This window comes from Erwinia sp. BNK-24-b (assembly GCF_047456155.1).
Classification (GTDB): Bacteria; Pseudomonadota; Gammaproteobacteria; order Enterobacterales; family Enterobacteriaceae; genus Erwinia; species Erwinia phyllosphaerae.
On the sequence record NZ_CP179901.1, the window covers coordinates 3,597,700 to 3,624,460 of the forward strand.

Genomic DNA, 26,761 nt, shown 5'->3' on the forward strand with positions numbered 1-26,761 from the left:
ATTGAAATTTCTATTAGTCGCCAAAATTGTTACTTAAATGTTAACCCGTCTTTTTTCAGACAGCTCCGCAGAAGGCTAACCACTGTCTCATAGCTTAGTGGCGGATCCCCTTTTTCCGGCCAAAAATCAGTAGCATGTGAAAAAAGATGTTCGGCTATCGCTGCCGGACTTTCTCTGCGTAGCTTCATATCACGATGGAATAGTGAAATTACAGCCATAAGGATTTCTGTACGAGGAACGGCATGCTTTTGTTTCTGAGCATCGGATTGTGATTTATAGTTTTTCTCTGTATTTTTAGGTTTTTTATTTTCTATAACAGCATTTAAAAAATTACCAATTTGGTTTTTAGCAATCCATAAAGTATCCATCAAAAAATAATTTTCTCGCTCGTCGTAATTAACATAAAATTTCACAGGAAAATCAAGCGTGGTGCTACCGGAAATAATAAAATACTCTGGCCATTCATCTGGTTGCCCTTCATGTTTTATTAGCACATCTTTATACTCGGCATCCAAGGCAAAGTAGCCTTTTAAATAGCATTTTAAAAAGCCATAATCATCGAAATTATCGCTATCATTTTTAATTCGTAGTGCAGAATGTTCAGATAGAGTATAGTATCCGTTATCATCCCTCTCTAAGGAGTGAAGTTTCTTTATCAAATCTTCGTTATCAATGTCAGCTCTTAAACCGCTAGAGACATCAAGATCGTCATCATAAAATTCCATGCAAATCTCTACGTTTTTATGACGAGCAAACCATAGAAGATCTTTTACGTCACAACCTAGTATTTTTGCTGCTTCATCCAATTGATAGTAATCGCGCAAAAGTGAGTCGGTATTCTTTATTTTTAAAAAATCCATTCAAACTGCCTTTAACCCTGATAAATAATCCGAATACCATTGCATCATTTCCTTTCTCCCATCAAAATATTGAGCATGGTTGTAAATGCCACGAATACTATTTTTATCCAAGTGTGCAAGCTGTGTTTCAATCCATGCAGTATTAAAGCCTTGCTCATGCAAGATAGTACTCATCGTATGTCTAAAACCATGACCAGTGACGCGCCCACTGTATCCGATCCGTTTGAATATCTGGTTGATACTCGCTTCGCTCATGCATTTTCGCGTGTCATTACGCCCCGGGAACATCAATGGATATGCGCCGGTTAATTCTTTAAGCTCAATAAGATAGTCTATAACCTGTTTTGACAAGGGTATAATATGCGATCGCCGCATCTTCATACGCTCTTTTGGTATCTCCCAAATCGAATTTTTAAAATCCACCTCACGCCATTCGGCTGCGCGTAATTCACCTGTGCGCAATCCTGTATGGATAAGCAAGTAAGCACCAAGCAATACAACAGGACTACCTGTATAAGCATCCAGCTCAAAGAAAAATTCGGAGAGTTCATTAGCCTTAAGGAAGGGGTAGTGAACGGCTTCATGTCCTTGCATGGCACTGGCAAGATCTGGTGCTGGATTATAGATAGCGCGACCAGTCACAATGGCATAACGGAACACCTCGCCACAGCGCTGACGTACTTTTTTGGCCTTTTCTGTCGCTCCCCTATTCTCGATAAGCTTGAGCACATCAAGTAGTTCGAGGGGCTTGATATCAGCTATTGGTCGTTGGCCGATATAAGGGAAAATATCCTTTTTAAAAGCCTCCATGATGTCGGAAGCATAACCCTCTGACCATCTTGGTAACTTTGCTCGATGCCATTCCAACGCCACATCCTGAAAAGGATCGGTTATCTGGTTTTCAGCACGTAGAGCCAGCTTTTTGGCTTTCTTCACCTCACCAGGATCTTCTTGTGCGGCGAGAAGCTTTTTAGCCTCTTCTCGTTTCGCTCTGGCATCGGCTAGCGTAACGGTAGGATAAACACCGAAAGACAGACGCTTTTCCTTGCCTGCAAAACGGTATTTCATACGCCAGTACCGAGAACCGTTAGGCTCAATCTGTAAATAGAGGCCACCGCCATCAGAGAGCTTGTAACTTTTTTCTTTTGCTCTAGCAGCGTCGACCTTTCGCGCATTTAGCATCATTGGGGGCACATTTCCTGAACCGAACAGAGGATGCCCCTGATTGTGCCCCCAAAGGCAGGTTGATTTCAATAGATTCCAGTTGACCTCAAATGACTGAGACTACAGTAAATTTGTTGTTTTAAAAGGATTTTGTTGATTTGAATGGGCTTGAGAATACTTTAGGCTGGTGCCGATAATAGGAGTCGAACCTACGACCTTCGCATTACGAATGCGCTGCTCTACCAACTGAGCTATATCGGCTTTGAAGAGAAGTCCTGCGGGGATATAAAGTAGGAAAAAGCGTGGAGAGAGTCAAGAGCCTGCCAGCTCAGGTGACGGTTTTCTCAGCAATTTTTCACCCGGACGATGTGCAAGGCAAAAAAAGGCGAGGCCGCAGCCTCGCCAAAAATTATACTGGAATCAATCGTAGTAAGGGATCTTGTGATCCGTACCATTGATATTCACCAGTACAAATCCAGTCGGCGTTGTTTTATTTGTTGGTGTCCCGGCCGCCGTTGCCAGGGTCAATACACCTTTCTCATTCGCACCGATACCCGCCAGTCCGTTGTGCAGCCCAAAGCGCGCCTGAGGTTTCAGCGTGCCCAAAGTGCTGGTATCTGTAACGACCGAGAAGTCAGGCTGGAACAAAGAACAGGAACCAGACTCAAAACGCGTTGGTCCTGTGGTTTCCAGGTTAAACATGGTATCGCCGCTGTTCGCCGCCAGTTTCACGTAGATAGCCACATAGGTTGTGCCTACACGCGTATAGCGAATATCCAGCACCGCTGGCGTTCCCATGTGATAAGCCTCTACCCACACCGTATCACCACGCTCCATATTGATGATGGTTCTACCGCTCCCTGGAGAAGTGATTGGGCTGGCCGCCGTACTGGATGGCGCCGTGGTATCGGCTTTACCGATCATCTCCATCACCCATTGCTGATTAGCTTTAGGGAAGAAGAATTGCCCCACTTTGTACCAGTTGTCGGTCGCAGTGGTGTTAGTGATTTTGTGACCGCTGTAATAGCCAGCTTTTAGCGAGCCAGAAAGATAGGAACCGAAGTTCTCATCACGGCGATAGCCATACTCAAACGTAGAGAGCCAGCGTCCTGTAGAAGTCAGGTTGGTCGAGATGGCTGCGCCCGCCTGCAGATTTAACTGACGTACCATCATGCGGCAGTTATCCAGCACCATTGGATTACTACAACCTTCGATATTCAGCGTATCGATAGTCCAGCCGCCATCTGACAGGTCGCCAGGGAAACGGGTATGTTCTATCCAGACGTTACGAATAATCCCCTGAGTCATACGCGGCATATAAAGAGTGGCGTCGCCGTAACCGGTCTGGAAGTTGGCGTTGCTCAGCTCAATGGCCGTAGAGTGGTCCCAGGAGCCGCTGGCGGTATCCGACCAGCCCACATCAAAGACGCGGCTATAGGTTGAAACGGTATAGATTTGGTCAAACTTACTGTCGAGCGTATCCTGCAGTTTGAACACCGTACCGCCGGTATACTGTGCACGGAAGCAGTAAATGTTTACCGTCTGGCCCGCGGTAATAATGTTCTCAAAGAAGGGTTGGGTATTATTCAACATGGTCGCAGTAATAGCAGCCGTGTTGGTGGTGGTATTGGCAGTTGCCTGACCATCCCACTGAATACCTTTAAACAGTGTGCGGCGCGCATTCACTTTGAAAACGGTAGAGGTACTTTTGTCAGAGATGATGATGGTGCGAGGAATAGATCCCAAATCCACATCATCGCCAACAACCCCAAAGAAACCGTATTCAGTTGCGCTGATATCAATAGGCTTAATCAGGAACTTACCGCCCGGCAAACGCACCGGCAGATCGCGAATATTCGAGTTATATTTCAGCGTCCACGCCAGCATACGTTTAAAAGGCTCGGTATCATCAGCATAGCCGTCACCTACTGCGCCAAAGTGGAGAATATTAATATTCTCCGGATTATCAATAATACGCTTCCAGTAAAAATTGGTGCCAACGGCGATAGTCCCGTTATCGTCAGTGACCGAAGGGGTAGTCAGATAGCCAACAAATTGACCGCCGCCGCGGAAATTACCATCGTTCGCACTCCAGCGTTTCAGATAAGCCGTATCACCCGTTTTGGTCGGTGCGGTGGTGCGCAGGTCAGCAAAGCTGTTTACATCAATCATAGATTCCTCCTCAGGAATACTCAGGCATAAAAAAAGCCCTGCGCAGCAGAGCTTTTTGACGGTAAAGATAAATCAGGGAGTCGGGGTCTTTTGACAAAGCAGATCCCAGGTTTCGTTGTGGGTAGTGATGGCTTTTACGGTGCGAATATCTAAAAGTTTTGCATCGTTGCCGTGGGTAGTAATGGGTGCTAACAGAGTACAGGCCGAGTCGCTGATAACCGGCTTACGGCTGGTTGTGTTTTGACTGCTGCAGCTTATCGCGAGCGGCAGCGTCATCAAGATTGCTATTAATTTGTACGACACGTTTCGCCTCCTGTTGATTTTGCTGCTGCTGTTGTGCAACGGCGGCGGCCTGAGCAACCTCTTTCTGGGCGCTTTCAGTATCGGATTTGGCTTTTTGCTGCACTTTGCCGATTTTTTTACCGCCGAAATAGCTGGCGCCAACCGCAACGACCAATGCCCCCAGCGCGGCCAGCCAGTGCCAGCCGCCGCCAATCAGTGTGTTGATGAAAGTCATTTTGTTTTTCCTTCTAATGCATCCTTTTGCTGTGCCAGTGATTTCTGCCGTACAAATTGCGCCATCACCCCCATCGCCACCATAAAAGCGCCGAGCATGCCGAGAAAGTTATGCGGCAAGAAACCTTTGATGTCTTCCGGCATGCCGTTCCAGGCATCGAGGGCAGACTGAGGAAAAGATTGCGCCCAGGCGCTGAGCGCTGAACCAAGCGAAGCCAGCCAGACCGACCAGGTTTTAAATAACAATTTGGCGTGCGCAACAAACTGCAGCGTGGTAAAGCGCTGCAAAAGCAGCAAAATAATAATCGCCAGTAAAACAGCGGTAAGAAACAGCATCCATTTCATATTAATCCCCTGTAGATATCGTAATTGCCAGTACGCATGACCTCGGCATGACGCCGTGCCCGGCCTTTATTGTTCTGCGCCCATGCGCTGTCGAACATTGCTTTGGCCGCCCCATGAAAATCCTCCTGAGCGATTAACTTCAGCATCTCTTTAAACTGTGCCAGATTTTCAATGCCAGGCTGGCAGGCCATGCTGTAAAGCACGTCGCTGCGGGCGCGGTTGCATTTCTTCAGCGCCTGGCTGATAAGGTCATATTTCTTCATTTCTTGCAGTTTGCTTTCCAGAATGCACAGCTTCCAGGTATCGCCCACTAAACGAGGCATAAGAAAGTGATAATTACTCAATGACGCGCCCTGTGGCCCAATACGAATCCCTCCCGCCACCGCCGGAAAGCCCTGAGTATCCAGATAGGGAGACTCCACGTAGCCTTCCTCAAAATTTAAAATAGCGATGATTTGGCTCATACATTTCCTCATTTAAATCAACAGACATACGAAAACGCCATATGGCTAAATGGCCTAAAAAGACGAAAGAAAACATAAACACTGCTGATCAGTCCCGTTAATAAGGACAGCGTCACTGCCGTGACAATGAAGTCAGACTGAAGAATGAGAAAAAGAAAGATGTTCCAGTGAGAAATGGAAGTAACAAGGAATAGTGTTACGCCTGAAGGCGTTACCAGGACCAATGTTTAACGAATGGCGTAAAGGTGAACCAATGGTAAACAGCAGTTATCGAAACTTGCCTGATCGATAATTCGTTGACCGGGTGAGGTCACTGCACGGTCGACACGAGAAATAACCTGTCGCTGACAAATCCGTTCAGCGTTGCGTAACGTAAGGGTCTCCTGTTCGGTTGTAAACGCATTATCCATACTGCATTTGAGATGATTGTGAGACTGGCGCCGCCGATGGCGACGAGTACGCGCATTACCAACAAACACTGACTTACCGTAGTGAATGATCGCCATAACTCCTCCTGTGAATGAGTCTTTGGCGATGAGGCGGATGCGCATGCTTTCGGTTGCCCGAAGAGCCACAGAGTATCCTGCCACAATCACACCTACCCCGCCCGGCTGTAAAAACAGCCAGGAGAGGAGTGACGATTGAGGGGAGCAGGCATCTGAAGACGCTGCAATCTGCGCATCCACCCCATCCCAAAGCCTTATTTGCTTTCGGATGGTTTGTGTCGCGCTTGTGCAGCGCCTCAATTGTTTAAGAGCGGTACATCCGTGTGGGTCAATGTGTTTCATCCATGATCAAATTATTAACAGGTTCTTATGCTTTATCAAACACTGATGGTTAATTTTTTATTTACTGCTGGTTAAATTTTTGAATTACTGCCATTTATTTTTTTACTGACCCGCAGATGGAAAGGCACGGCGGGCCGGTTAACCCAGCAGTTGGTAGTCGCGAGACTGGCTCATAATCACTTTGGCGTGCACCTGCATCTCTGCCGCCTCATCGTGCGTAAGATACCAGGTTTCATAGCGTTTATTATCTGAAATGACAGCAATTTTCTTATGCTGCAGCTGAAGGCGTTTAAGGTAGAGCTGGTTATCCAGCGTAAAGAGGTAGATACCGTCACCGTCGAACATGCGGATACTGATGTCGACAAACAGCTGATCGCGGGGCGCAAAAGTGCCCGCCATAGAGTCGCTGTTGATAGCGATTAAGCGAAGATTTTCTGCCGGGCGACCGTTGAACAGAACCCTCGCCTCATCGAGGTCATACTCGATAGCCTGAATCGTCTCGACAAATTCGTCGCGAGTGTGCAGGCCGCTGGCGGTTTTCTGTCCAATATCCAGACTTTCAATACGAAATACGCCCTGATGCAGCGGCAGCGAAGTCAGCCCGGACGAAACGGCCGACTTCTCCATGCCGTACTGCAACCATTCAACGCGAACCCCCAACAGTTCGCTTAATGCCAGCAGGTTGGCATTATCGGGAATTGACTGTGCGTTAAACCATTTCCACACTCCCGGCGCGGAGATTTTACACCCCTCCTGCTGCAGCGCTTTCGTAATCTGTTTATTACGTCCGTGTCCGATAAACCCCGCGCTATCGCAAGCGGCAATCAGCCTGGCAGTAAAAGCTTGTTTCGTACTTTCTTTTTTAACCATTAGTTAATAATCTGCCATAGGAAAAACACTTAATGTTATTTTCATTTTTGCTACCAGTTCATTTTATATTACCGTTTGTTTACTACCCAACAGCTTTTGTAAAGCATTCCTGATAATCATAATCTCCCTTGCGTTGCCCGGTGCCAGGAACGATTGCCATCAAAAATGAATGCAGTACGTTTTTTATGCTGCTTTTGTCAGCCTGCGGGTACGGCGCGCCTTTCTGGCTCTTTCTGACACCATTCGGACCATATAAAGATGGCAGAAGAGCAAAATCAGCGAAAATAAGTGGTCCGAAAAAAAACGGAGATAAAAAAAGGCGCCCCTTTGGGCGCCCGTTTATTAAGCGGAAGGAAACTATGCGCGCAGGGAATCATCGCCCCAGGCTATCCATTTCCAGGTAGTCAGCGCCTCCAGCCCCATTGGGCCGCGCGCGTGGAGCTTCTGGGTACTGACGGCAACTTCCGCGCCCAAACCGAACTGGCCGCCATCGGTAAAACGGGTGCTGGCGTTAACGTAAACCGCCGCTGAGTCGACCTGGCTGACGAAGCGTTGCGCATTTTCAATGCTGCGCGTCAGGATGCCATCGGAATGTTGGGTACCGTGCTGGCGAATATGCGCCACCGCTTCGTCAAGGTTATCTACCAGACAAACGTTCAAATCCAGCGTCAGCCACTCATCGTCAAGATCGCCATCGGCCAGTTCAACCACGCTGGCCGGACCGCTTTTCAGCTGCGACAGCAGTTGGGCCTCGGCATGTAGCGGAATATTTTCCTGGGCCATGCGGGCGCTAAAGGCCGGTAAAAAGCGCGGCGCGATAGCCTGATGCACCAGCAGCGTTTCCAGCGAGTTACAGGCGCTTGGGCGCTGCTTCTTGGCGTTAACGATCACCTCCAGCGCGGCGTCAATATCCATGCTTTCATCGACAAAAAGATGGCAAACGCCGATCCCGCCGGTGATCACCGGGATCGTCGACTGTTCACGGCAAAGCTTATGTAAACCTGCGCCGCCTCGTGGGATCAACATATCGACATAGCGATCCAGCTTCAGCAATTGGTTAACCAGTTCACGATCGGGATTTTCAATTGCCTGCACCGCCGCAGTGGGCAAGCTATGCTGCTGCAGCGCCTGCTGGATAACGCGCACCGTTGCGCTGTTGGTACGGAAAGTTTCTTTACCGCCACGCAGGATTGCCGCGTTACCGGTTTTCAGGCAAAGAGTAGCAACATCAACGGTAACGTTAGGACGTGCTTCGTAAATTACACCGACAACGCCCAGCGGCACGCGACGACGCTCGATGCGCAGGCCGCTGTTGAGCTGGCCGCCATCAATCAGCTGGCCGACCGGATCGGCCAGGCTGCATACCTGACGGACGTCATCGGCGATCGCTTTTAACCGCTCCGGCGTCAGCGTCAGCCTGTCCAGCAGCGCGGCGCTCATATTATTTTGCCGCGCATCGGCCAGATCCAGCTCGTTAGCCGCCAGGATCGCCCCGCTTTCCGCCTCAAGCAGTCCGGCAATGGTCAGCAGCACCGCATTTTTTTGCGGCGCGGAGAGCGTCGCCAGTTGATATGACGCGGCACGCGCCGCTTTACCCATTTCTTCAAGCATCTGCTGCTCCTTAACTGACAATCATGTCGTCACGGTGAATCGCGACCGGGCCATACTCATAGCCTAAAATCTCGCTGATTTGCTGCGAGTGATGGCCAGCAATCATCCGCATCGCATCGCTGTTATAGCGGGAGACGCCATGCGCCACATCGCGCCCTTCCAGGCTACGAATGCGGATAACTTCACCGCGCGAAAAATTGCCGGTAATGGTGCGAATGCCCTTCGGTAAAAGGGAACTGCCGCGCTCCAGAATAGCCACCAGCGCGCCGTCATCTACCGTTAATTCTCCGGCTGGCGGTGCGCCAAAAATCCAGCGTTTCCGATTTTCCAGCGGCGTTTGCAGCGCGTGAAAACGTGTTCCGACCGGCTTGCCGTCAATCACGTCGCCAATGACGCCAGCACGGCTGCCGGCGGCAATAATGGTATCAATACCCGCACGACAGGCGACGTCCGCCGCCTGGAGCTTGGTCGCCATTCCCCCGGTTCCCAGACCGGAAACGCTGTCACCGGCCAGCGCGCGCAGCGCATCGTCAATGCTGTGTACATCGCTAATAAGTTCGGCCTGCGGATTACTGCGCGGATCGGCGGTAAACAATCCGGGCTGATCGGTCAACAGCAGCAGCTTGTCTGCACCGGCCAGAATAGCGGCCAGCGAGGAAAGGTTGTCATTGTCGCCTACCTTGATTTCCGCCGTGGCTACCGCGTCGTTTTCGTTAATAACCGGAACGATATGGTTATCCAGAAGCGCCCGCAGCGTATCGCGCGCGTTTAAAAAGCGCTCGCGGTCTTCCAGATCGGCACGCGTCAGCAGCATCTGCCCGATATGAATGCCGTAAATAGAGAACAGCTGTTCCCACAGCTGAATTAACCGGCTCTGCCCCACCGCAGCCAGCAGCTGCTTTGAGGCGATGGTCGGCGGCAGTTCCGGGTAGCCCAGATGTTCACGTCCGGCGGCCATTGCGCCTGAAGTGACGATCACAATCCGGTGGCCTGCCGCATGCTGCTGCGCGCACTGACGCACCAGCTCGACAATATGTGCCCGGTTCAGCCGACGCGATCCGCCGGTTAATACGCTGGTCCCCAGTTTGACGACCAGGGTCTGGCTGCTGCTCATTGTTTCCTGCCATAGCAATTATTAATAGAAGGAGACTTTTTATCAGGTGTCACCCCGGATGCCAACAGCCGCTGCCCGAAAAGGCGTAAAAACTCCCTGCGCATAAGTAGTCTAAAAATGACCAATTAACAAGAAGTGCGAACAAATGTAATAAAAAGTTCATCTCCGCAGGGTAAAACGTTCGTGCCCTGAACGAAGACGTCGGGCCATTTAAAATTTTACTCATTTGGGAATGATAACAAAATGAAGAAAAGCGCACTGGCAATCCTGACCGCCGCTCTGGCTATGACCACGGCAGCACAGGCCGCAGAAATTTATAACAAAGATGGTAATAAGCTCGATTTCTACGGCAAACTGAAAGCCATGCACTACATCAGCGATACCGCCAGCAATGACGGCGATAAATCCTATGTACGTATCGGTTTTAAAGGACAGACCCAGATTAATGACCTGATGACCGGCTACGGTCAGTGGGAATATCACGTTCCGTTGAACAATGCGGAAAGCGACGGCACTACCGGAACCAAAACGCGTTTAGGTTTTGCCGGTCTGAAATTTGGCGACTACGGTTCTATCGACTATGGCCGTAACTACGGGCTGATTTACGATGTAGAAGCCTACACCGATATGATGCCGGAGTTTGGCGCTACCGCGTATACCAAAGCCGATAACTATATGTTGACCCGTACCAATGGCGTGGCGACCTACCGTAATACCAACTTTTTTGGCCTGGTCGACGGCCTGAAATTCGCCCTGCAATACCAGGGTAAAAACGAAAGCACTACCCGTACCGGCTCAACGGCTAACGGCGACGGCATGGCCGCTTCATTAAGCTATAAAATTATCGACGGCCTGACCATTAACGGCGCGATTTCATCTTCCGATCGTACCAACGCGCAGCGCGCCAGCACTTACGGCACCGGCGATAAAGCCGACGCGTGGGCATCCGGCCTGAAATATGACAACAACGGCGTCTATCTGGCAGCAACCTATGCCGAAACGCGCAACATGTCGCCAATTAGCGGTACGGCGCAGGTGAACGGTGCCAGCGTAGCGGTAAGCGGTTACGCTAACTATCTGCAGAACATTGAGCTGGTGGCGCAGTATCAGTTCGATAACGGCTTCCGTCCTTCTCTGGCATACGTGCAAACCAAAGCGAAAGACATTGAGAACGGCGTGGGCGATGCGGATATTTACAAATTTGCCGACGTGGGCGCGACATACTACTTCAATAAAAATATGTCCGCGTTTGTGGATTACAAAATTAACCTGCTGAACGATGACAACAAGCTTGCGCAGAATACCGACGACATCGTCGCTATGGGCGTGACCTACCAGTTTTAAATGTGAGCCGCACGGATGCGGTAGCAGTGCCCCTCGTTATGTGTCCGTAAGCAAAGGCTGGCAAACGCCAGCCTTTTTTATTCTCAGCCTCAGGCGGTCAGTTTAACCGGCTCGTCAGCGAAGTCCGCAGCGGGTTTCAGACCCAGCTCCAGCTCTTCCAGCAATGCTTTTAACCGCACGTGAAAATTACGCAGCGTCTCTTCCAGCCGTTCAAGGTTTTCCTTCCCTTTCACCGTTGCAGGCTTCCAGTTTCCTTCCTTATCAAACAGGCCGAAATGATACTCATAGGTAAAGTGATCTTCCTGTGCTTCCAGCTCCATCCACCAGCCCCAGAATTCACGCAGTTCCGGCGCAGGTTTTACATTGACGCAAACGGCCAGACAGTCGAAGAAGAAACGGTCTTCGACACATTTAGCCTCGCGGATATAAGGCCCTAATGCGCCAAAACGCTTCATTAAGCGGCTCTTGGGATGCCCACTCGGTAACGCCATTGTTAAAACTCCTTTGTTGAGCCCGTTAGTTTTAGCCGAATGTTAAGAATTAACGACTCAGCGTGTTAATCGTTTAGCTAACCAGTCAACAATATCACGTAATGCTTTATCAAAGTTGCTCATTATCGGCGAAAGTGCAATTGGCATCAGCTTGCCGTCGGTAGAAGAGCTGACGATCAGTTTTGACTCCTCTTCCGGGCTGAAAATATCCCCCGGCCAGTAAGCGGAAAGCATTGGCGTAGGACAGCGCCTGCCCAGCAGTCCCTGCATTTTTAGCGAATAGCGATTGAGTTCGACGCGCAGCGCAGAATCGGCAGCCGAAGCCATCCCCAGTCGGCTTGCCAGCACGTCCATATACATTTCCGGGATGCGATCCTGTAACGCCCGATCGCACAGTAAACCGTGAACCACCGGGCCCAGACAGGCCACGGCCCGCAGGCGAGGCGACTCAAGATAAGCCAGCCGTACGGCGGTATTAGCCCCAAACCGGTAGCCAAAAGCGCCAACGCGCGCGTGGTCGATCCACGGTACGGTTTCCAGCTGCTTAAGCACCTGCTGATGCAGAAAACTGGAATCCTGGGAAAGCTTCCATTTAGCGGAAAACCCAACTGACGGCATATCGATGGTTAACATTGCGATACCGCGCGGGGCGAGATAATCGTGGAAAAGCCGATAATGGTCGGTTTGCAGTGAATCAAGGCTGCCGCACAGCAGGACGGTAGGATAAGGCGCGCGGACCTTTTCTGGCATATGCAGAAAGCCAAAAATCGAGCTGCCGCCGGGAATGGCAAATTCCAGCTCCTTCAGTTCGCCCGGCAGGCGCGACGTCGCCTCTTCGTAAGCCCGGTTCGCCAGCAGCTGCGCCTGCTCTGCCAGCTCATCCCCTTTCAGATGGGGATAACCCGCTATGCCGTACAAATTGGCGGCATGAAGCCAGCACTGACCCGCCTTTGCATCGTTCTCTGCCGCAGCGGCCTTTTCCTGCCAGCCTGCCGCCTGTTTAGACCATTCGTAAATCCAGTTACCGCCGCGATAGCCAACGACCGTATCCAGCAGCTTTTCATCAGTGCGCTCGGCCTGGCTACCGGCGATCCTCGCCAGCACCTCACCGATTTCCAGCTGCGCCACGCCACGCCACGTCCACAGCAGACGGTTAACCATGCGATACCAGCCCGCATGGCTTTCACCTTCCAGCGCGGAATGCAGCGGCAGCGGCTTGTGATGATGTAAACGGCGAACCAGAGAGGAGGTTTCAGGATGCTTGAAGCGTGGCTTGAACAGCTCTTCGCTAAGGTTTTTTGGTGACATAGCTACGATCCTTCGGCACACGGAGAATCGTTGTAGTTTATAGCAGCGCGACGGCGGCTGCGAACCTTAAAAAGCACAACGCCCGGCGGAACCGGGCGTTTTGATTGAGCTAAATCAACCTTTTACGATTGGCGGGATATAAACCACGCCCATATCCCACGGCTGCTCAATCCAGGTATTCTGTGGAATATCCACAACATAGTCATCCACCAGCGGGCGACCGGCCGGCTTAGCGAAAATCGTCACGAAACGCGCTTTAGGGTACATATCGCGAATCGCCTGAGCGGTGCCGCCGGTATCAACCAGATCGTCAATCACGATAAAGCCTTCGCCATCGCCTTCCGCACGTTTCAGCACGTGCATTTCACGCTGGTTATCGTGGTCGTAGCTGGAGATGCAGACGGTATCGACGTAGCGGATGCACAGCTCGCGAGCCAGCAGCGAGGCAGGAACCAGACCACCACGGCTGACCGCGATAATGCCTTTCCACTGCTCAACAGGAAGCAGGCGCTGAGCCAGTTTACGGGCATGAATCTGCAGCATGTCCCAGGTGACGACGTATTTTTCACTCATAAAAGGAGTCCCGGCCGGTGATATCGGCTTAAAAATGTACAATGGGAGGGGTTGCGCGGAATTATAGAGATCTGAGCCGCTAAAAACCAGCACCGGATGGCACGAACCGCGCTTTTTTACCGCCGCGAACTAAGCATCCCCCTGGAAACAATGATATTCTTTTACTTTGTCGCGTCAGATCCTGACCTCCCCTATCACAAATGCTCACCATCCCACGCGCCGCTGGCCGAGGATGCCGACACAGGAGATTTAACGTGTCTGAACTATCTCAACTGTCACCACAGCCGCTGTGGGATATCTTTGCCAAAATCTGCTCGATTCCGCATCCCTCTTATCATGAAGAAGCGCTGGCCCAGTACGTTCTTGCCTGGGCAACGGAGCAAGGTTTTTATACCAGTCGTGATGAAGTGGGCAATATCCTGATCCGCAAGCCTGCCACTCCCGGCCTGGAGCACCTGAAGCCTGTAGCGTTACAGGCGCATCTGGATATGGTGCCGCAGAAAAACAACGATACCGTTCACGACTTTACTAAAGACCCGATTCAGCCATGGGTTGACGGCGAATGGGTTAAAGCCCGCGGCACCACGCTGGGTGCCGATAACGGCATCGGCATGGCTTCCGCGCTGGCGGTGCTGGCGGACAAAAACGTTGAGCATGGCCCGCTGGAAGTGCTGCTGACCATGACTGAAGAGACCGGCATGGTGGGCGCTTTTGGTCTGCAACCTGACTGGCTGCAGGCGGATATCCTGATCAATACCGACTCGGAAGAGGAAGGTGAAATCTATATGGGTTGCGCGGGCGGTATTGATTTCACGACCACGCTTGCCGTAACTCGTGAGGCGGTGCCCGCTGGTTATCAGCATGTTCAGCTGATTTTAAAAGGCCTGAAAGGCGGCCACTCCGGTGCGGATATTCATCTGGGCCTGGGTAACGCCAACAAGCTGCTGGCACGTTTCCTGTTTGCGCATGCCAAAGCGCTGGATCTGCGTCTGGTGGACTTCGTTGGCGGCACGCTGCGCAACGCTATCCCACGTGAAGCTATGGCCACGCTGGCCGTGCCTGCCGATAAGCTTGACCGACTGAAAGGCCTGGCGCTGCACTATCTGGAAACGTTGCAGAACGAGCTGAGCCTGAAAGAGAAAAACATCAACGTGGTGGTAGAAAACGTGGCCGCCAGCGAGCAGGCGTTGACCACGGCCAGCCGCGATGCATTTATCGCCCTGCTGAACAGCACGCCGAACGGCGTCATCCGCAATTCTGACGTGATGAAAGGCGTGGTGGAAACGTCGCTGAACGTTGGCGTGGTCGCTCTGAAAGATAACGAAGCCCGCATCAACTGCCTGGTGCGCTCGCTGATTGACAGCGGCAAAGATTACCTGGTCGAAACGCTGACCGCGCTGGGCGATCTGGCCGGAGCAACAACCGTGGCCAAAGGCAGCTATCCTGGCTGGCAGCCCGACCCTTCTTCACCAGTGATGGCGCTGGTAGAAGAAACCTATAAAAAACTATTTAACAAAACGCCAAATATTCAGGTGATCCATGCGGGTCTGGAATGCGGCCTGTTTAAAAAGCCGTATCCGGAAATGGATATGGTCTCTATCGGCCCGACCATCACCGGTCCCCACTCACCGGATGAGCAGGTGCATATCGCAAGCGTTGGCCTTTACTGGCAGCTGCTGACGGCGCTGCTGAAGGCAATTCCGGCGAAATAAAAGCGACAGGCGGAGCAGAACTCCGCCTGTTTTACTTTTCAGTGCCGCAGCCGTCTGCCGTGGCCGCTACAGTCCCAACAGCAGTTGCCTTTCCAGCTGCGGATTGAGCAGCGTTACGTGCAGCCCCACCAGCCTTACGCCCCGCCCGGCACGACGCTCTTCCCACGTCTTTTTCGCAACGTTGATAAAATCTTCTTTGTTCAGCATCGGCCAGACATGTTCCTGGGTAGTCTGCTGAAAGTCGTTAAACTTCAGCTTAACGCCCTGCCTGGCAATCTGTAAGTCGGGCTTTACCGCTTTCAGACGCCGCTCCAGCTCTGCATAGAGATAGTCGATAATTTCCAGACAAGCTTCCCATTCGTGAATGTCCGCCGACAGCGTTCGCTCCACGCCCAGCGATTTGCGCAGGCGATCCGTCACCACTTCACGCTCATCAATGCCGTTGCAGCGCTCCCATAAAACCCGCCCAAACTTGCCAAAGCGTTTCAGCAGCATGGCCAAATCCGTTTTCTGCACGTCGGCACAGTTATAGAGGCCCAGCTCTTCAAGCTTTTTCGCCGTGACTTTGCCCACGCCAGGAATTTTTGCCAGCGGCAGCGTCAGCAAAAACTGCGGTAGCTCTTCTGGCGTAATGACAAACTGCCCGTCAGGCTTATTGAGATCGGAGGCGATTTTGGCGACAAACTTAATCGGCGCTACGCCTGCCGAAGCGGTAAGGTTTAATTCTTTGGCAATAGTCTGGCGGATTTCACGCGCCATCAGCGTGGCAGAACCGTGGCAGTGCGGGCTGTCGGTAACGTCCAGATAGGCCTCGTCCAGCGACAGCGGCTCAATCAGCGCCGTATAGCGCGTAAAAATTTCCCGAATATGCGCGCTGGCTTCTTTATACGCGTCGAAACGGCCGGGGATAACTTTCAGATGAGGGCAAAGCTTGAGCGCGGTGGCCGTCGCCATCGCGCTGTGTACGCCAAATTTTCTGGCGGGATAGTTGGCGGTGCTGATAACCCCGCGCTTCAAATGACTGCCGCCAATCGCAATAGGGATATGACGCAATGCGGGATTATCGCGCATCTCTACCGCTGCGTAGAAGCAGTCCATATCCACGTGTATGATCTTACGCATCCACCCCTCCAGTAACACTGGATAAGTATACAGCCGGAGAGTGCAATTTCAACAGGTTAATTCTTTGTGAAAGCGCAGCGGCAGCGGGCTGGCGCAATTTTTCTCTGTTTTTATGCGTGGCTCTCTTGATAAAAAAATAGACAATGATAATGTGGCGCAGCTTTTACGGACATTTCCTAAAAAGCAGTTAACAGCGTCTTCGGACGTAGCATCCAACCCTACTATCAAGGGAACCAGAATGGGCAAAATCGCACTGCTGTTTGCGATGTTTTTTCTGCCAGCCGTTGTTTTCGCCAGCGTCCCTGTTGCACAGATCGCACCGCTGGCACCGGTAAGCAAAGAGTTAAAGAAGCAGCTCCTCGGCACCCCCGTGTATATTCAAATCTTTAAGGAAGAACGTACGCTGGAGCTGTATGGCAAAATTGGCAATGACTACCGTCTGCTGAATAGCTACCGTATCTGTAATTTTTCTGGCGGCTTAGGCCCTAAGCGTCGTCAGGGCGATTTTAAAAGTCCGGAAGGTTTTTATAGCGTGGGCCTTTCCCAGCTTAAGCCGGACAGCCGTTTTTATCGGGCCATTAATACCGGTTTTCCTAACGAATATGACCGCCAGCAGGGTTATGAAGGTAAATACCTGATGATCCACGGCAGCTGCGTATCAATTGGCTGCTATGCGATGACGGACACCAACATTGATGAAATTTATCATTATGTGGAAGCAGCGCTGCGCAACGGCCAGCCGCGAGTGGAAGTCAGTATCTACCCGTTCCGCATGACGGACAGCAACCTGCAGCGTCACCGCTATTCGGTTTACTACAGCTTCTGGCAGCAGCTACAGCCGGGCTATGCTGAATTTGTGCAGAACCGCCAGCCGCCTTCCATAAGCGTCAGCGGCGGGAAATACGTGCTGAACAACGCGGTTCTGAACAGCACGCCGGTCAATCAGTCAGCGCTCGCGCTCTCCGAGGCAAAATAACGCCCAGTCGCCTGGCGCAATCTTGTGCCAGGTTTCATTCCCCGTTAAGGGCTGAGTGGCGATTACCGTGACCACGTCGTCTGGCGTGGTCTGCTTCTGAAAATCAATTTCCACGTCCTGATCCAGCAATGTCGCTTTGCCGAACGGCGCGCGGCGCGTGATCCAGAACAGATTGGTCGAACAGAACGCCATCAGATAGCGGCCGTCCGACAACAGCATATTAAAGACGCCCTTTTCCCGCAGTTCCGTTGCCAGCTCTGCAATATAGCGAAACACCGCAGGCCAGTTGCCCGGCGTTCGCGGATAACGCGTGGTCAGCTTGTGCAGTAGCCAGCAGAAAGCCTGCTCGCTGTCCGTTTCACCAACCGGCCGAAAAGGTCCCGTCTCCAGGCCGCGATAGCCTTTCAGCTGGCCGTTATGCGCATAGGTCCAGTTACGTCCCCAGAGTTCGCGCGTGAACGGATGCGTATTCTCCAGCGAAACTTCGCCCCGGTTTGCCTGACGAATATGCGCCACCACCGAACAGGATTTGATCGGGTAATCCTGCACCAGCCGCGCTATCGGCGAATTAAAGCTGGGCTGCGGATCTTTAAACGTCCGGCAGCCTTTGCCTTCATAAAAGGTAATTCCCCAGCCGTCTTTATGCGGGCCGGTTTTTCCGCCGCGCTGTACAAGCCCGGTAAAGCTAAAACAGATGTCCGTAGGGACATTCGCGCTCATCCCGAGCAGTTCGCACATAGATGTTCCTCGTGGGTTACTTAGCCATCTCTTTTTCAATCAGCAGGATCAGGATATGGATCACTTTGATATGGATCTCCTGAATGCGATCGGCATAGCCAAAATGCGGCACGCGGATTTCAACATCGGCACTGCCTGCCATTTTTCCGCCATCTTTGCCGGTCAGCGTAACCACTTTCATGCCCTGCGCGCGCGCTGCTTCCACCGCTTTAATAACGTTAGCAGAGTTGCCGGAAGTCGAGATCCCCAGCAGCACGTCGCCAGAACGACCTACCGCTTCTACATAGCGCGAGAAAATAGCGTCGTAGCCGAAATCATTGCCTACGCAGGAGATATGGCTGACGTCAGAAATCGCAATGGCCGGATAGCCCGGACGATTGTCGCGGTAGCGGCCGGTTAACTCTTCTGCAAAGTGCATAGCATCGCAGTGTGAACCGCCGTTGCCGCAGGAAAGCACTTTGCCGCCGGCTTTAAATGAATCCGCCAGCAGTACCGCAGCACGCTGGATAGCATGGATATTTGCTTCATCGCTAAGGAAATTAGTGAGCGTGTCCTGTGCTTCATTTAACTCGGCGCGAATGATGTCCTGGTACATAGGAGAGTCCTTTTAGGTGAGGTCTGCGGCAGTTTAGCAAGTTGCCGCGCGGGCGAAAAGCGCCCCGCCTGCCCGCCGTCGGCTTTAGGGTGCCCTGGCCGCGCTTTGTGAGCCAGGTTGTAATTATTGTGTAAATAGATTGATAAAGAAAATTATCTCCATTAGATCTGTAAGCAACAGGTCAGACCTCTTACAACTTGCGGAGCGATGGTTATGATGGTTTTCAGTTGCGTTGCAACAGTGGTGCTGATTGGCGCACTGTTTTATCACCGTGTAGGTCTGGGGCTGGCAAGCCTGATTGTGCTGGTGTGGACCGCAGCCTGGGCGATGGCGCATCTCTGGACGCCATGGTTACTGCTGCCGTTAATCATTATCCTGTTGCCCTTTAATCTGCTGCCGCTGCGCCGCGCCCTTTTTTCCAGGCCGATGATGAATACTTTTCAGAAGGTCATGCCGCCAATGTCGCGTACAGAGAAAGAAGCGATCGACGCAGGCACAACCTGGTGGGAAGGCGATCTGTTTCGCGGCAAACCTGACTGGAAAAAGCTGCACGACTATCCGCAGCCACGGCTGACGCCGGAAGAACAGGCGTTTCTGGAAGGCCCGGTCGAAGAAGCTTGTCGGCTGGCTAACGATTTCCAGATTACGCATGAAATGGCTGACCTGCCGCCAGAACTGTGGGCTTATCTGAAAGAGCAGCGTTTCTTTGCCATGATTATCAAGAAAGAGTATGGCGGCCTGGCATTCTCCGCCTATGCTCAGGCTCGCGTACTGCAAAAACTGGCTGGCGTTTCCGGTATTCTGGCCATCACCGTGGGCGTTCCCAATTCGCTTGGCCCCGGCGAACTGTTGCAGCACTACGGCACAGAAGAGCAGAAAGATCGCTATTTACCTCGCCTGGCGCGCGGCGAAGAGATCCCCTGCTTTGCGTTGACCAGTCCGGAAGCGGGTTCTGACGCGGGCGCAATCCCCGATACCGGTGTGGTGTGCATGGGCGAATGGCAAGGCCAGCAGGTGCTCGGTATGCGTCTGACCTGGAACAAACGCTACATTACCCTCGCTCCTGTCGCCACGGTGCTTGGCCTGGCGTTTAAGCTTTCCGATCCCGAACATCTGCTTGGCGAGAAAGAAGAGCTGGGCATTACCTGTGCACTGATCCCAACGCAGACGCCGGGCGTAGAGATTGGCAAACGCCACTTCCCGCTGAACGTACCTTTCCAGAATGGCCCGACGCGCGGCAAAGATATTTTTGTTCCTATTGATTACATTATTGGCGGGCCGGCGATGGCCGGTCAGGGCTGGCGGATGCTGGTGGAATGCCTTTCCGTTGGGCGCGGCATCACGCTGCCTTCCAACTCTACCGGTAGCCTGAAAAGTATTGCGCTGGCGATTGGTGCCTATGCTCATATCCGCCGTCAGTTCCGTTTGCCTATCGGCAAAATGGAAGGTATCGAAGAACCGCTGGCGCGTATTGCGGGTAACGCTTACGTAATGGATGCGGCGGCGTCGCTGATTACCAGCGGCATTATGCTGGGCGAGAAACCAGCGGTGCTTTCCGCTATCGTAAAATACCACTGCACCCACCGTGGACAGCGCGCCATTATGGACGCGATGGATATCGCTGGCGGCAAAGGCATTATGCTTGGCAAAAGCAATTTCCTGGCCCGTGCTTATCAGGGGGCGCCTATCGCCATTACCGTTGAAGGCGCAAATATTCTGACGCGCAGTATGATCATTTTCGGCCAGGGCGCCATTCGCTGCCATCCTTATGTGCTGGCGGAAATGGCGGCGGCACAAAGCCATGATGTAAACGCTTTTGACCGGGCGCTGTTTAGCCATATCGGCCACATTGCCAGCAATAACATGCGCAGCCTGTGGCTTGGGCTGACAGCCGGACGCACCAGCAGCACGCCAACCCGCGACGCGACGCGCCGTTATTATCAGCATCTGAACCGTTTAAGCGCCAACCTTGCACTGCTTTCCGATATTTCTATGTCGGTGCTGGGCGGTAGCCTGAAGCGTCGCGAACGTATTTCGGCACGGCTTGGCGATGTGCTTAGCCAGCTCTATCTGGCTTCTGCCTCGCTGAAGCGCTATGAAGATGAAGGCCGTAACGAAGCCGACCTGCCGCTGCTGCACTGGGGCGTGCAGGATGCGCTGAACCAGGCGGAAACGGCTGTTGAAGACCTGCTGCGTAACTTCCCGAATCGCGCCGTTGCCGGTTTGCTCCAGTTTGCTATTTTCCCACTGGGTCGCCATTGCCGCGCGCCTTCCGACCGTCTGGATCACCAGCTGGCGCGCATTCTGCAAATTCCTTCGGCCACCAGAACGCGCTTAGGCCGTGGTCAGTACCTGACGCCGGGCGAAAATAATCCGGCGGGCCAGCTGGAAGAAGCATTGCAGGACGTGATGGCGGCAGAGGTAATTCACGACCGGCTGAACAAGAAGCTGAAAAAACCGCTCTCATTTACGCGTCTGGATAAGCTGGCGCAAAAAGGGTTACAGGAAAAATGGCTGAACGAAGAGGAAGCCGCCGTGCTGACCCGTGCCGAAGCCAGCCGCCTGCGCTCCATTAACGTTGACGAATTTGAGGCGGATGCGCTGGCGACCCAGCCGGTAAAGACGCAAAAAGATGAAGCACAGCAAACCACTCTAACGCAGGAAGAAGAGCACCAGGAAGGTGTAAGAAAAACGGAAGCGGCCTGAAACGGGCTTAAATTTGACGGATAAAGTTAAGATCGCTTGCTGGCAGATTTAACCTGTTAAACAGGGAAATATTTTTATTAACGTGTGGAGGCAGGCTATCTGGTGATAGCCTGCCTTTTTGGCCGCACGAAGCGTTTTGAAGTACTGGTCATCCCTCAGAACGGAAAAGCTTTTATCCGATAAAAAGCGCTGCCCGTGCCCTGCTTAAAATTTTTTGGAAATTGGGACACTGCACAGGGTCTGGCGCACTGCAGTTAGCTACATGCTTCAGCCCCTCGCTGGCCTTTTTCAATTGCCCAATCGTTTTATCCAGCTCTTCCGCCTTATTGAGTAATAACATTGAATCAAGAGACGGATTACCCTGCGCATCAAACATCTCGCCAATTTCATTAAGCGTAAAGCCTGCCGTACGCCCCAGAGTAATAAGAGCCAGTTTATTTAAAATATCCGGCCCATATTGTCTTCTCAGACCATTGCGTCCAACAGAGCGAATCAGCCCTTTTTTCTCATAAAACCGTAGTGCGGAAGGCGCAATATTCGTTAACTTTGCGACTTCGCCAATATCCAGTTCTTTCATGGTTGACCTGAAGCGAGCTTTAAGTTGCACAATGCCCGTCAGCTTAACATCAGAACAACCGGAGAAGGAATGACCATGGAAATGCTCTTGCGTGTCGCACTAATCGGCATTAGCGCCACGCTTTGTATGGATGGCTGGGCATTGTTATTAAAGCGCCGATGGGGAATTGCTTCCTTTGATTATGCTTTAGCGGGCAGATGGCTTTTATGGATGGGGAAAGGCCGTTTTATACATCACTCTGTTATTAATACGCCTTCGCTGGCAGGAGAAAAGCAGACTGGCTGGATGCTTCATTATGTTATCGGCATTGGGTTCTCGTTTGTTCCGCTGCTGTTTTCCGGCACGACATGGTTGCACCATCCCGATTTAAGCGTAGCGATATTGAGCGGATTAGTAACGGTCGCTGCGCCCTGGTTCATTATGCAGCCCGCGCTAGGCTTTGGCGTGGCGGCTTCCCGAACGGCAAACCCATCGAAAGCACGGCTTTTCAGCCTGCTGGCGCATCTGGCTTACGGCGGCGGGCTTTATTTTTCCGGGATAGTGATAGCGATATGGCCATTTTAAGAAAACCATAATGATATTATCGATTTAATACCGACCTTTTTGACTACCATTGCCGTTGACGCAGCAAAGTTAAATAACTTCAGCGAGTTGAAACTCCGTCACGATTAACTCCATGTCTTCAGCAAAGGTACCTTCCGCTTTAAAAAAATCCCGATGAGCGGCCAGGAAATTAATTTTATACTTAGCCATTCTGTCTGACACGAGCAATTAGCGCCTCAATATCCTCTACGCGGTCAGCGGCCAGAATCAGCGTCCTGCCCAGCGTTACCGCCTGACGCACGCACTCCACCTTCATCGCTTCATCCTGAATAGTTTTGATATCGGCAACCTGCGACATACCAACGGTACGGCGAATCAACTCCGTGCCGCAGTAACCCAGCGTATCGCGCCAGACTTTACCCAAAAATTCTGCGGCATAGCCGGGATAAGCCAGTGCGCGATCCTGCGTTTTCTCAGTCGCCAGTGCCAGGAACCCCTCGGCGAAGCTCTGCCAGGTAGTACGTACATCATTAAGACGCTTTTCACGGGCATCGGCCGCTTCGCGCGGTGCTAACAGGCCTGGCAAAGCGCAGTAGTTGAGCAGTAGATTACCCAGGGCACTGCCCACGTCAAAACCAATCGGACCGTAGAAACCAAATTCGGCATCAATGACCTTCAGACTGCCTTCGGCCACAAAAATCGATCCGCTATGAACATCACCATGCAGCAGCGCTTCCGCATTCGACAGGAAACGATGCTTGAGACCGGCAACCTTATGGCGCAGCTCATTATCACTGCGAAGTTGCGCAACCAGCGGCTCCAGCGCGCGCGGATAGCCGTTGCGTTCGTGTACTTCATACGGCTCGTTAAAGAAAAGCTCTTCCGTGATGTCGCACAGTTCAGGATTGGTAAAGCGGACGACGTCTGCTTTTTTCTTGTAAGGATGCTGATAAAAATCGGAAGTATGAAACAGCGTTTGCGCCAGATATTCACCCAGCTGTGCGGCAGCCTGCGGATAATCGACGCCCTTGACTTGTTCGCCACGCCAGATTGCATGACTGGAAAGATCTTCCATTACCATCACGGCCAGTGCAGGATCGTAATGCAGAATTTTCACCGTATGTTCCGGGCAAAACTCGCTATGAATTTGCAGCACTTCTGCTTCAATACGGACGCGATCGAGCGATAACGGCCAGGATTCGCCTACACAGCGTACATACGGCAAGGCCTGCTTAACGACAATTTTACTGACGCCATTGTGGTCAAAGATTTTGAAAACGAGGTTAAGATTGCCGTCACCGATTTCCTGCGCATCGACCAGGCTATCAGGTTCAGCCACGCCGCCAAACTGGCGGGCATATTCCACGGCGTCCGCTGCGGTGAAAGTACGATATTGCGACATTAACTCACCTCATCAAAATTTATCACTGGCCGATAAGGCCCTGACCGGTTTCTTTTATTTAGGCCGTGCAGACGTCTATACATCTGCCAGGCATGTTGGCACAATATGGCCTGATTACGCAACCGGGATTTAACCTTCATGCAAACACTGAGCACAACCAGCTTACAAGTTCGTGATAACCAGCTCTGGATCCTTGACCAGCAGGCGCTGCCGCAAAAGAAAATCTGGTGCCCGACGCCCGGCGTAGCGGAGCTGGTAGACCATATCCGGGCGCTGAGAGTGCGCGGTGCGCCACTGATTGGCCTTTCTGCAAGCCTGTTGCTGGCGCTGCTGGCGGAAAACGGCATGCCGAAACCGGCCCTGCATGAAGCACTGGAAGTATTGCGAGCCGCGCGGCCAACGGCCGTTAACCTGATGAATAATCTTGACAGAATGAAGCAGGCACTGACGCAGGAAAACTTTGTTACGGCGCTGACCTTTGAAGCGCTGCGCCTGGTCGAAGAAGATAAAGCACTGTGCGATAACATTGCCGCTGCGGGCGCAAAGCTGATTAAACCCGCCAGCCGTCTGCTGACCCACTGCAACACGGGCGGTCTGGCAACGGCGGGCGTAGGCACGGCGCTGGGCGTAATTTCGCGCGGCTGGCAGGAAGGCAACGTGGAAAAAGTTTGGGTTGATGAGACTCGCCCGCTACTGCAAGGCGGCCGTTTGACCGCATGGGAACTCGGTGAGCTTGGCGTACCTTATCGCCTGATTTGCGATAGCATGGCGGCAAGCCTGATGGCGCAAAACCAGGTCGATGCTGTCTGGGTTGGTGCAGACCGTATTGCCGCAAACGGCGACGTGGCCAATAAAATTGGCACCTATAGCCTGGCGGTGCTGGCGCATTATCACAATATCCCGTTTTACGTTGCCGCACCGCATACCACGTTGGATCCCAACTGCCCGAACGGCGAAGCTATCCCTATTGAGCAGCGGGCTGCCAGTGAGGTCACCGGCGTGGCGGGTAGCTTTGGTGCCGTACAGTGGGCGCCCGAAAATACGCAGGTTTTTAACCCGGCCTTTGACGTAACGCCTGCGGCGCTAATTAGCGGTTGGGTGTTGGATACGGGCGTGGTAACGCCTGCGCAGGTGGAAAACGGGATTTTTCAGCCTGCTGGCGACAAAAGAAACTAAGTGAGCAACCCGCGCTGCCGGCCTGCCGCAGCGCTATTACTGATAGCGACTGAGGTATAGTGTTGAGTCGCTTTTTCAGGCGACTGCTGACCTCATTTTTCGCAGGAAGTAGCGCATTTATTTTATCGCGGCAGCAGATCGCTTTGCCACCTGATTCTGGTAACAGCAGTTTTATGATGCAGTCATGCTTAAAACTCATACTTAACGCCGCCATCACGGGTGCGCCAGATAGTCATAAGTATGTTTTTATCAATACAGTTTCGTGGCGGTTTTATATCATTAAAACATAGCCTGTCTTCTTTTCCTTCTTCCTGATAGCCTTCTCCAAAGGCGAATACAGCTATCAGAAATGGGCCTTTATTACCGGAAGGGATACGGTATTTGCTTCTGATTTTACCCTGATTGCTCAGCCACCAGTCGATTTTCGCCGATTTACTGAAAGGCAGTCTGTCAACGATGATTTGCGCGGTATGCCCATCATAATGCGCATCAATAACCGTCACGTCCTGCCGGTTAAGAAATGAACTGAAAAAGTAGATCGCTAATGCCGCTATAACGATAATGACAATATGGCGCTTCAACGGTTTTCTCCTATAGTTATTACTGCTTCCATATTGGTAAAAAATGGGCAAAAACCGAATCGGTTAAAGCGCTGCAGGACAAACCATATTTTAAAGAACTGGAACTGGTTAAATTTTGTATTGCGTATATCTTCTTCATCCAGACCAAAGTGATCCTGACCTGTAAACCTGACGGTAGCTCTCCAGCTTTTCTCATTTACATCCAGCTGTAATATATCTATTTTGGTGGCATAAACGCCATGAACGGTTATACCCATTCCATTGATTTTATCGAGTATAAGAGAATCGAACATGGGAAGAACTGTAATCCTTAACGCCGATTTCACATCCGCAATCTTTTCTTGCGGAAAGCCCTTATTTTTATAGTCAATAAAACTTGCAATACTTTCCTGAAGTTTACGCCTGGTATTGTTAGTCGCGTAATCAGAATCGAGCTTTTGACGGTAAGCAGCATTAAGCTGTGGATCGCAAAAAGGTGTCCCGACAGAATGCTGGAAGTGCCTGAGCATCTGGTTGATTAAATGCCGGTATGGCCCTGCCCAGGAATAAGGCAGCGAGGTTATCTGCATCTCCTGAAATAATAAGCTGGCGCACTCCTGAACACTGACTTTTTCCCGACGGTGACCACGACCATAGACACCCGCAAACCTTGACTGCGGATTATCAAAGGCGGCTAACCGGGTTAGCGTATAGGGATCGACCACGTTTGATATATTTTCCAGGTCGAGTTCCTTCCTTAGCTTCTCCGCCGACATATCACCGTAACGCATATCATTAGCACCATAGTCGTTGAAGCGGCGCTGAGTCATAAATATTGTTTGTGGAAATATCGTATTGGTCATAAACAGTAATCCTTTACTGAGTTTGAGATCAAACTGAACGGGTACGCAAGCTGGCCGTTCGCGGCTAAAAAGCGTGTTCAGACGCTGACATCCGGGTTAACGCTGTACTGTAGTGTATTCTTTTTAACCAGTATGGACAAAAGAAAGGTTCACTCCCTGCCGGATGGTATT

At 51.7% G+C, this 26,761-nt stretch carries 26 protein-coding genes and 1 tRNA gene; 6 read left to right on the forward strand and 21 right to left on the reverse strand.

Translation table 11 applies throughout. The features are described from left to right. Positions 1–29: 29 nt before the first annotated feature. From ACMGGR_RS16550 to proB, 11 genes are all read right to left on the reverse strand, one after another. Positions 30–860 carry a hypothetical protein gene (locus ACMGGR_RS16550; protein WP_414147361.1) on the reverse strand — a complete coding sequence of 277 codons (831 nt, stop codon included), beginning with the start codon at positions 858–860 and terminating at the stop codon, positions 30–32. Then, on the reverse strand, positions 861–2,045 hold the full coding sequence (locus tag ACMGGR_RS16555; RefSeq protein ID WP_414147362.1) for a tyrosine-type recombinase/integrase: 1,185 nt from the start codon (positions 2,043–2,045) through the stop codon (positions 861–863). It lies immediately after the preceding gene. A 164-nt stretch (positions 2,046–2,209) separates the two neighbouring features. Next, a tRNA-Thr gene (locus ACMGGR_RS16560) sits at positions 2,210–2,285 on the reverse strand. A gap of 159 nt (positions 2,286–2,444) precedes the next feature. Beyond that, positions 2,445–4,196, reverse strand: a complete 1,752-nt coding sequence (locus tag ACMGGR_RS16565) for an amylovoran biosynthesis protein AmsF (RefSeq protein ID WP_414147363.1) — start codon at positions 4,194–4,196, stop codon at positions 2,445–2,447. A gap of 223 nt (positions 4,197–4,419) precedes the next feature. Then, positions 4,420–4,713: a hypothetical protein gene (locus ACMGGR_RS16570; protein ID WP_414147364.1), complete on the reverse strand. Its 294-nt coding sequence runs from the start codon at positions 4,711–4,713 to the stop codon at positions 4,420–4,422. Further along, a complete protein-coding gene (locus ACMGGR_RS16575; protein ID WP_414147365.1) occupies positions 4,710–5,057 on the reverse strand; it encodes a hypothetical protein in 348 nt (115 codons plus the stop codon). The genes ACMGGR_RS16570 and ACMGGR_RS16575 overlap by 4 nt, the downstream gene beginning before the upstream one ends. Further along, positions 5,054–5,521 carry a hypothetical protein gene (locus tag ACMGGR_RS16580; RefSeq protein ID WP_246758332.1) on the reverse strand — a complete coding sequence of 156 codons (468 nt, stop codon included), beginning with the start codon at positions 5,519–5,521 and terminating at the stop codon, positions 5,054–5,056. Before ACMGGR_RS16580 ends, ACMGGR_RS16575 begins: the two co-directional genes overlap by 4 nt. 227 nt (positions 5,522–5,748) lie before the next feature. Beyond that, complete coding sequence (locus ACMGGR_RS16585; RefSeq protein ID WP_414147366.1) at positions 5,749–6,309, reverse strand: hypothetical protein; 561 nt, start codon at positions 6,307–6,309, stop codon at positions 5,749–5,751. A gap of 138 nt (positions 6,310–6,447) precedes the next feature. Continuing rightward, the gene (locus tag ACMGGR_RS16590) at positions 6,448–7,179 is read right to left on the reverse strand and encodes a helix-turn-helix transcriptional regulator (protein ID WP_246758331.1); all 732 of its coding nucleotides are present in this window, start codon (positions 7,177–7,179) and stop codon (positions 6,448–6,450) included. Positions 7,180–7,536: 357 nt separating this feature from the next. Continuing rightward, on the reverse strand, positions 7,537–8,790 hold the full coding sequence (proA, locus tag ACMGGR_RS16595; RefSeq protein WP_414147367.1) for a glutamate-5-semialdehyde dehydrogenase: 1,254 nt from the start codon (positions 8,788–8,790) through the stop codon (positions 7,537–7,539). A gap of 10 nt (positions 8,791–8,800) precedes the next feature. Continuing rightward, positions 8,801–9,904: a glutamate 5-kinase gene (proB, locus tag ACMGGR_RS16600; RefSeq protein WP_414147368.1), complete on the reverse strand. Its 1,104-nt coding sequence runs from the start codon at positions 9,902–9,904 to the stop codon at positions 8,801–8,803. 243 nt (positions 9,905–10,147) lie between these two features. Here proB and ACMGGR_RS16605 point away from each other — a divergent pair, with 243 nt between their 5' ends. After that, on the forward strand, positions 10,148–11,248 hold the full coding sequence (locus ACMGGR_RS16605) for a porin (RefSeq protein WP_414147369.1): 1,101 nt from the start codon (positions 10,148–10,150) through the stop codon (positions 11,246–11,248). 89 nt (positions 11,249–11,337) lie between these two features. Here the strand turns inward: ACMGGR_RS16605 and crl are convergent, their stop codons facing one another. The 3 genes from crl to gpt all read right to left on the reverse strand — a co-directional run bounded on the left by crl (position 11,338) and on the right by gpt (position 13,620). Beyond that, positions 11,338–11,739: a sigma factor-binding protein Crl gene (gene crl / locus ACMGGR_RS16610; protein WP_246758327.1), complete on the reverse strand. Its 402-nt coding sequence runs from the start codon at positions 11,737–11,739 to the stop codon at positions 11,338–11,340. A 57-nt stretch (positions 11,740–11,796) separates the two neighbouring features. Then, positions 11,797–13,047: an esterase FrsA gene (frsA, locus tag ACMGGR_RS16615; RefSeq protein WP_414147370.1), complete on the reverse strand. Its 1,251-nt coding sequence runs from the start codon at positions 13,045–13,047 to the stop codon at positions 11,797–11,799. Between the two features lie 114 nt (positions 13,048–13,161). Beyond that, the gene (gpt, locus tag ACMGGR_RS16620) at positions 13,162–13,620 is read right to left on the reverse strand and encodes a xanthine phosphoribosyltransferase (RefSeq protein WP_125289117.1); all 459 of its coding nucleotides are present in this window, start codon (positions 13,618–13,620) and stop codon (positions 13,162–13,164) included. Positions 13,621–13,874: 254 nt separating this feature from the next. Between gpt and pepD the strand changes: the two genes are divergently transcribed. Continuing rightward, the gene (gene pepD / locus ACMGGR_RS16625) at positions 13,875–15,332 is read left to right on the forward strand and encodes a beta-Ala-His dipeptidase (protein WP_246758324.1); all 1,458 of its coding nucleotides are present in this window, start codon (positions 13,875–13,877) and stop codon (positions 15,330–15,332) included. Positions 15,333–15,398: 66 nt separating this feature from the next. Here the strand turns inward: pepD and dinB are convergent, their stop codons facing one another. Then, the gene (dinB, locus tag ACMGGR_RS16630; RefSeq protein WP_246758323.1) at positions 15,399–16,454 is read right to left on the reverse strand and encodes a DNA polymerase IV; all 1,056 of its coding nucleotides are present in this window, start codon (positions 16,452–16,454) and stop codon (positions 15,399–15,401) included. A gap of 238 nt (positions 16,455–16,692) precedes the next feature. Here dinB and dpaA point away from each other — a divergent pair, with 238 nt between their 5' ends. Continuing rightward, on the forward strand, positions 16,693–17,430 hold the full coding sequence (gene dpaA, locus ACMGGR_RS16635; protein ID WP_246758322.1) for a peptidoglycan meso-diaminopimelic acid protein amidase: 738 nt from the start codon (positions 16,693–16,695) through the stop codon (positions 17,428–17,430). Here the strand turns inward: dpaA and ACMGGR_RS16640 are convergent. Both ACMGGR_RS16640 and lpcA read right to left on the reverse strand, forming a co-directional pair. After that, positions 17,401–18,168, reverse strand: a complete 768-nt coding sequence (locus ACMGGR_RS16640) for a class II glutamine amidotransferase (protein ID WP_414147371.1) — start codon at positions 18,166–18,168, stop codon at positions 17,401–17,403. The genes dpaA and ACMGGR_RS16640 overlap by 30 nt on opposite strands. Before the next feature lie 16 nt (positions 18,169–18,184). After that, on the reverse strand, positions 18,185–18,763 hold the full coding sequence (gene lpcA / locus ACMGGR_RS16645; protein WP_246758320.1) for a D-sedoheptulose 7-phosphate isomerase: 579 nt from the start codon (positions 18,761–18,763) through the stop codon (positions 18,185–18,187). A gap of 213 nt (positions 18,764–18,976) precedes the next feature. Here lpcA and fadE point away from each other — a divergent pair, with 213 nt between their 5' ends. After that, positions 18,977–21,469: an acyl-CoA dehydrogenase FadE gene (gene fadE / locus ACMGGR_RS16650; RefSeq protein WP_414147372.1), complete on the forward strand. Its 2,493-nt coding sequence runs from the start codon at positions 18,977–18,979 to the stop codon at positions 21,467–21,469. A gap of 172 nt (positions 21,470–21,641) precedes the next feature. Here fadE and ACMGGR_RS16655 read toward each other — a convergent pair whose 3' ends face one another. Continuing rightward, positions 21,642–22,046: a helix-turn-helix domain-containing protein gene (locus ACMGGR_RS16655; RefSeq protein WP_414147373.1), complete on the reverse strand. Its 405-nt coding sequence runs from the start codon at positions 22,044–22,046 to the stop codon at positions 21,642–21,644. Between the two features lie 75 nt (positions 22,047–22,121). Between ACMGGR_RS16655 and ACMGGR_RS16660 the strand changes: the two genes are divergently transcribed. After that, the gene (locus ACMGGR_RS16660; protein WP_414147374.1) at positions 22,122–22,610 is read left to right on the forward strand and encodes a DUF2938 family protein; all 489 of its coding nucleotides are present in this window, start codon (positions 22,122–22,124) and stop codon (positions 22,608–22,610) included. A 181-nt stretch (positions 22,611–22,791) separates the two neighbouring features. On the opposite strand, the gene mtnK is transcribed toward ACMGGR_RS16660, so the two are convergent. Next, positions 22,792–23,991: an S-methyl-5-thioribose kinase gene (mtnK, locus tag ACMGGR_RS16665; RefSeq protein ID WP_414147375.1), complete on the reverse strand. Its 1,200-nt coding sequence runs from the start codon at positions 23,989–23,991 to the stop codon at positions 22,792–22,794. Positions 23,992–24,129: 138 nt separating this feature from the next. Here mtnK and mtnA point away from each other — a divergent pair, with 138 nt between their 5' ends. Next, positions 24,130–25,167: an S-methyl-5-thioribose-1-phosphate isomerase gene (gene mtnA, locus ACMGGR_RS16670; protein ID WP_414147376.1), complete on the forward strand. Its 1,038-nt coding sequence runs from the start codon at positions 24,130–24,132 to the stop codon at positions 25,165–25,167. A gap of 188 nt (positions 25,168–25,355) precedes the next feature. Here the strand turns inward: mtnA and ACMGGR_RS16675 are convergent, their stop codons facing one another. Together ACMGGR_RS16675 and ACMGGR_RS16680 are read right to left on the reverse strand one after the other, a co-directional pair. After that, on the reverse strand, positions 25,356–25,748 hold the full coding sequence (locus tag ACMGGR_RS16675; protein WP_414147377.1) for a DUF943 family protein: 393 nt from the start codon (positions 25,746–25,748) through the stop codon (positions 25,356–25,358). After that, positions 25,745–26,590, reverse strand: coding sequence for a DUF3289 family protein (locus ACMGGR_RS16680; RefSeq protein ID WP_414147378.1), 846 nt, complete (start codon positions 26,588–26,590; stop codon positions 25,745–25,747). The genes ACMGGR_RS16675 and ACMGGR_RS16680 overlap by 4 nt, the downstream gene beginning before the upstream one ends. Between the last annotated feature and the right edge of the window lie 171 nt (positions 26,591–26,761).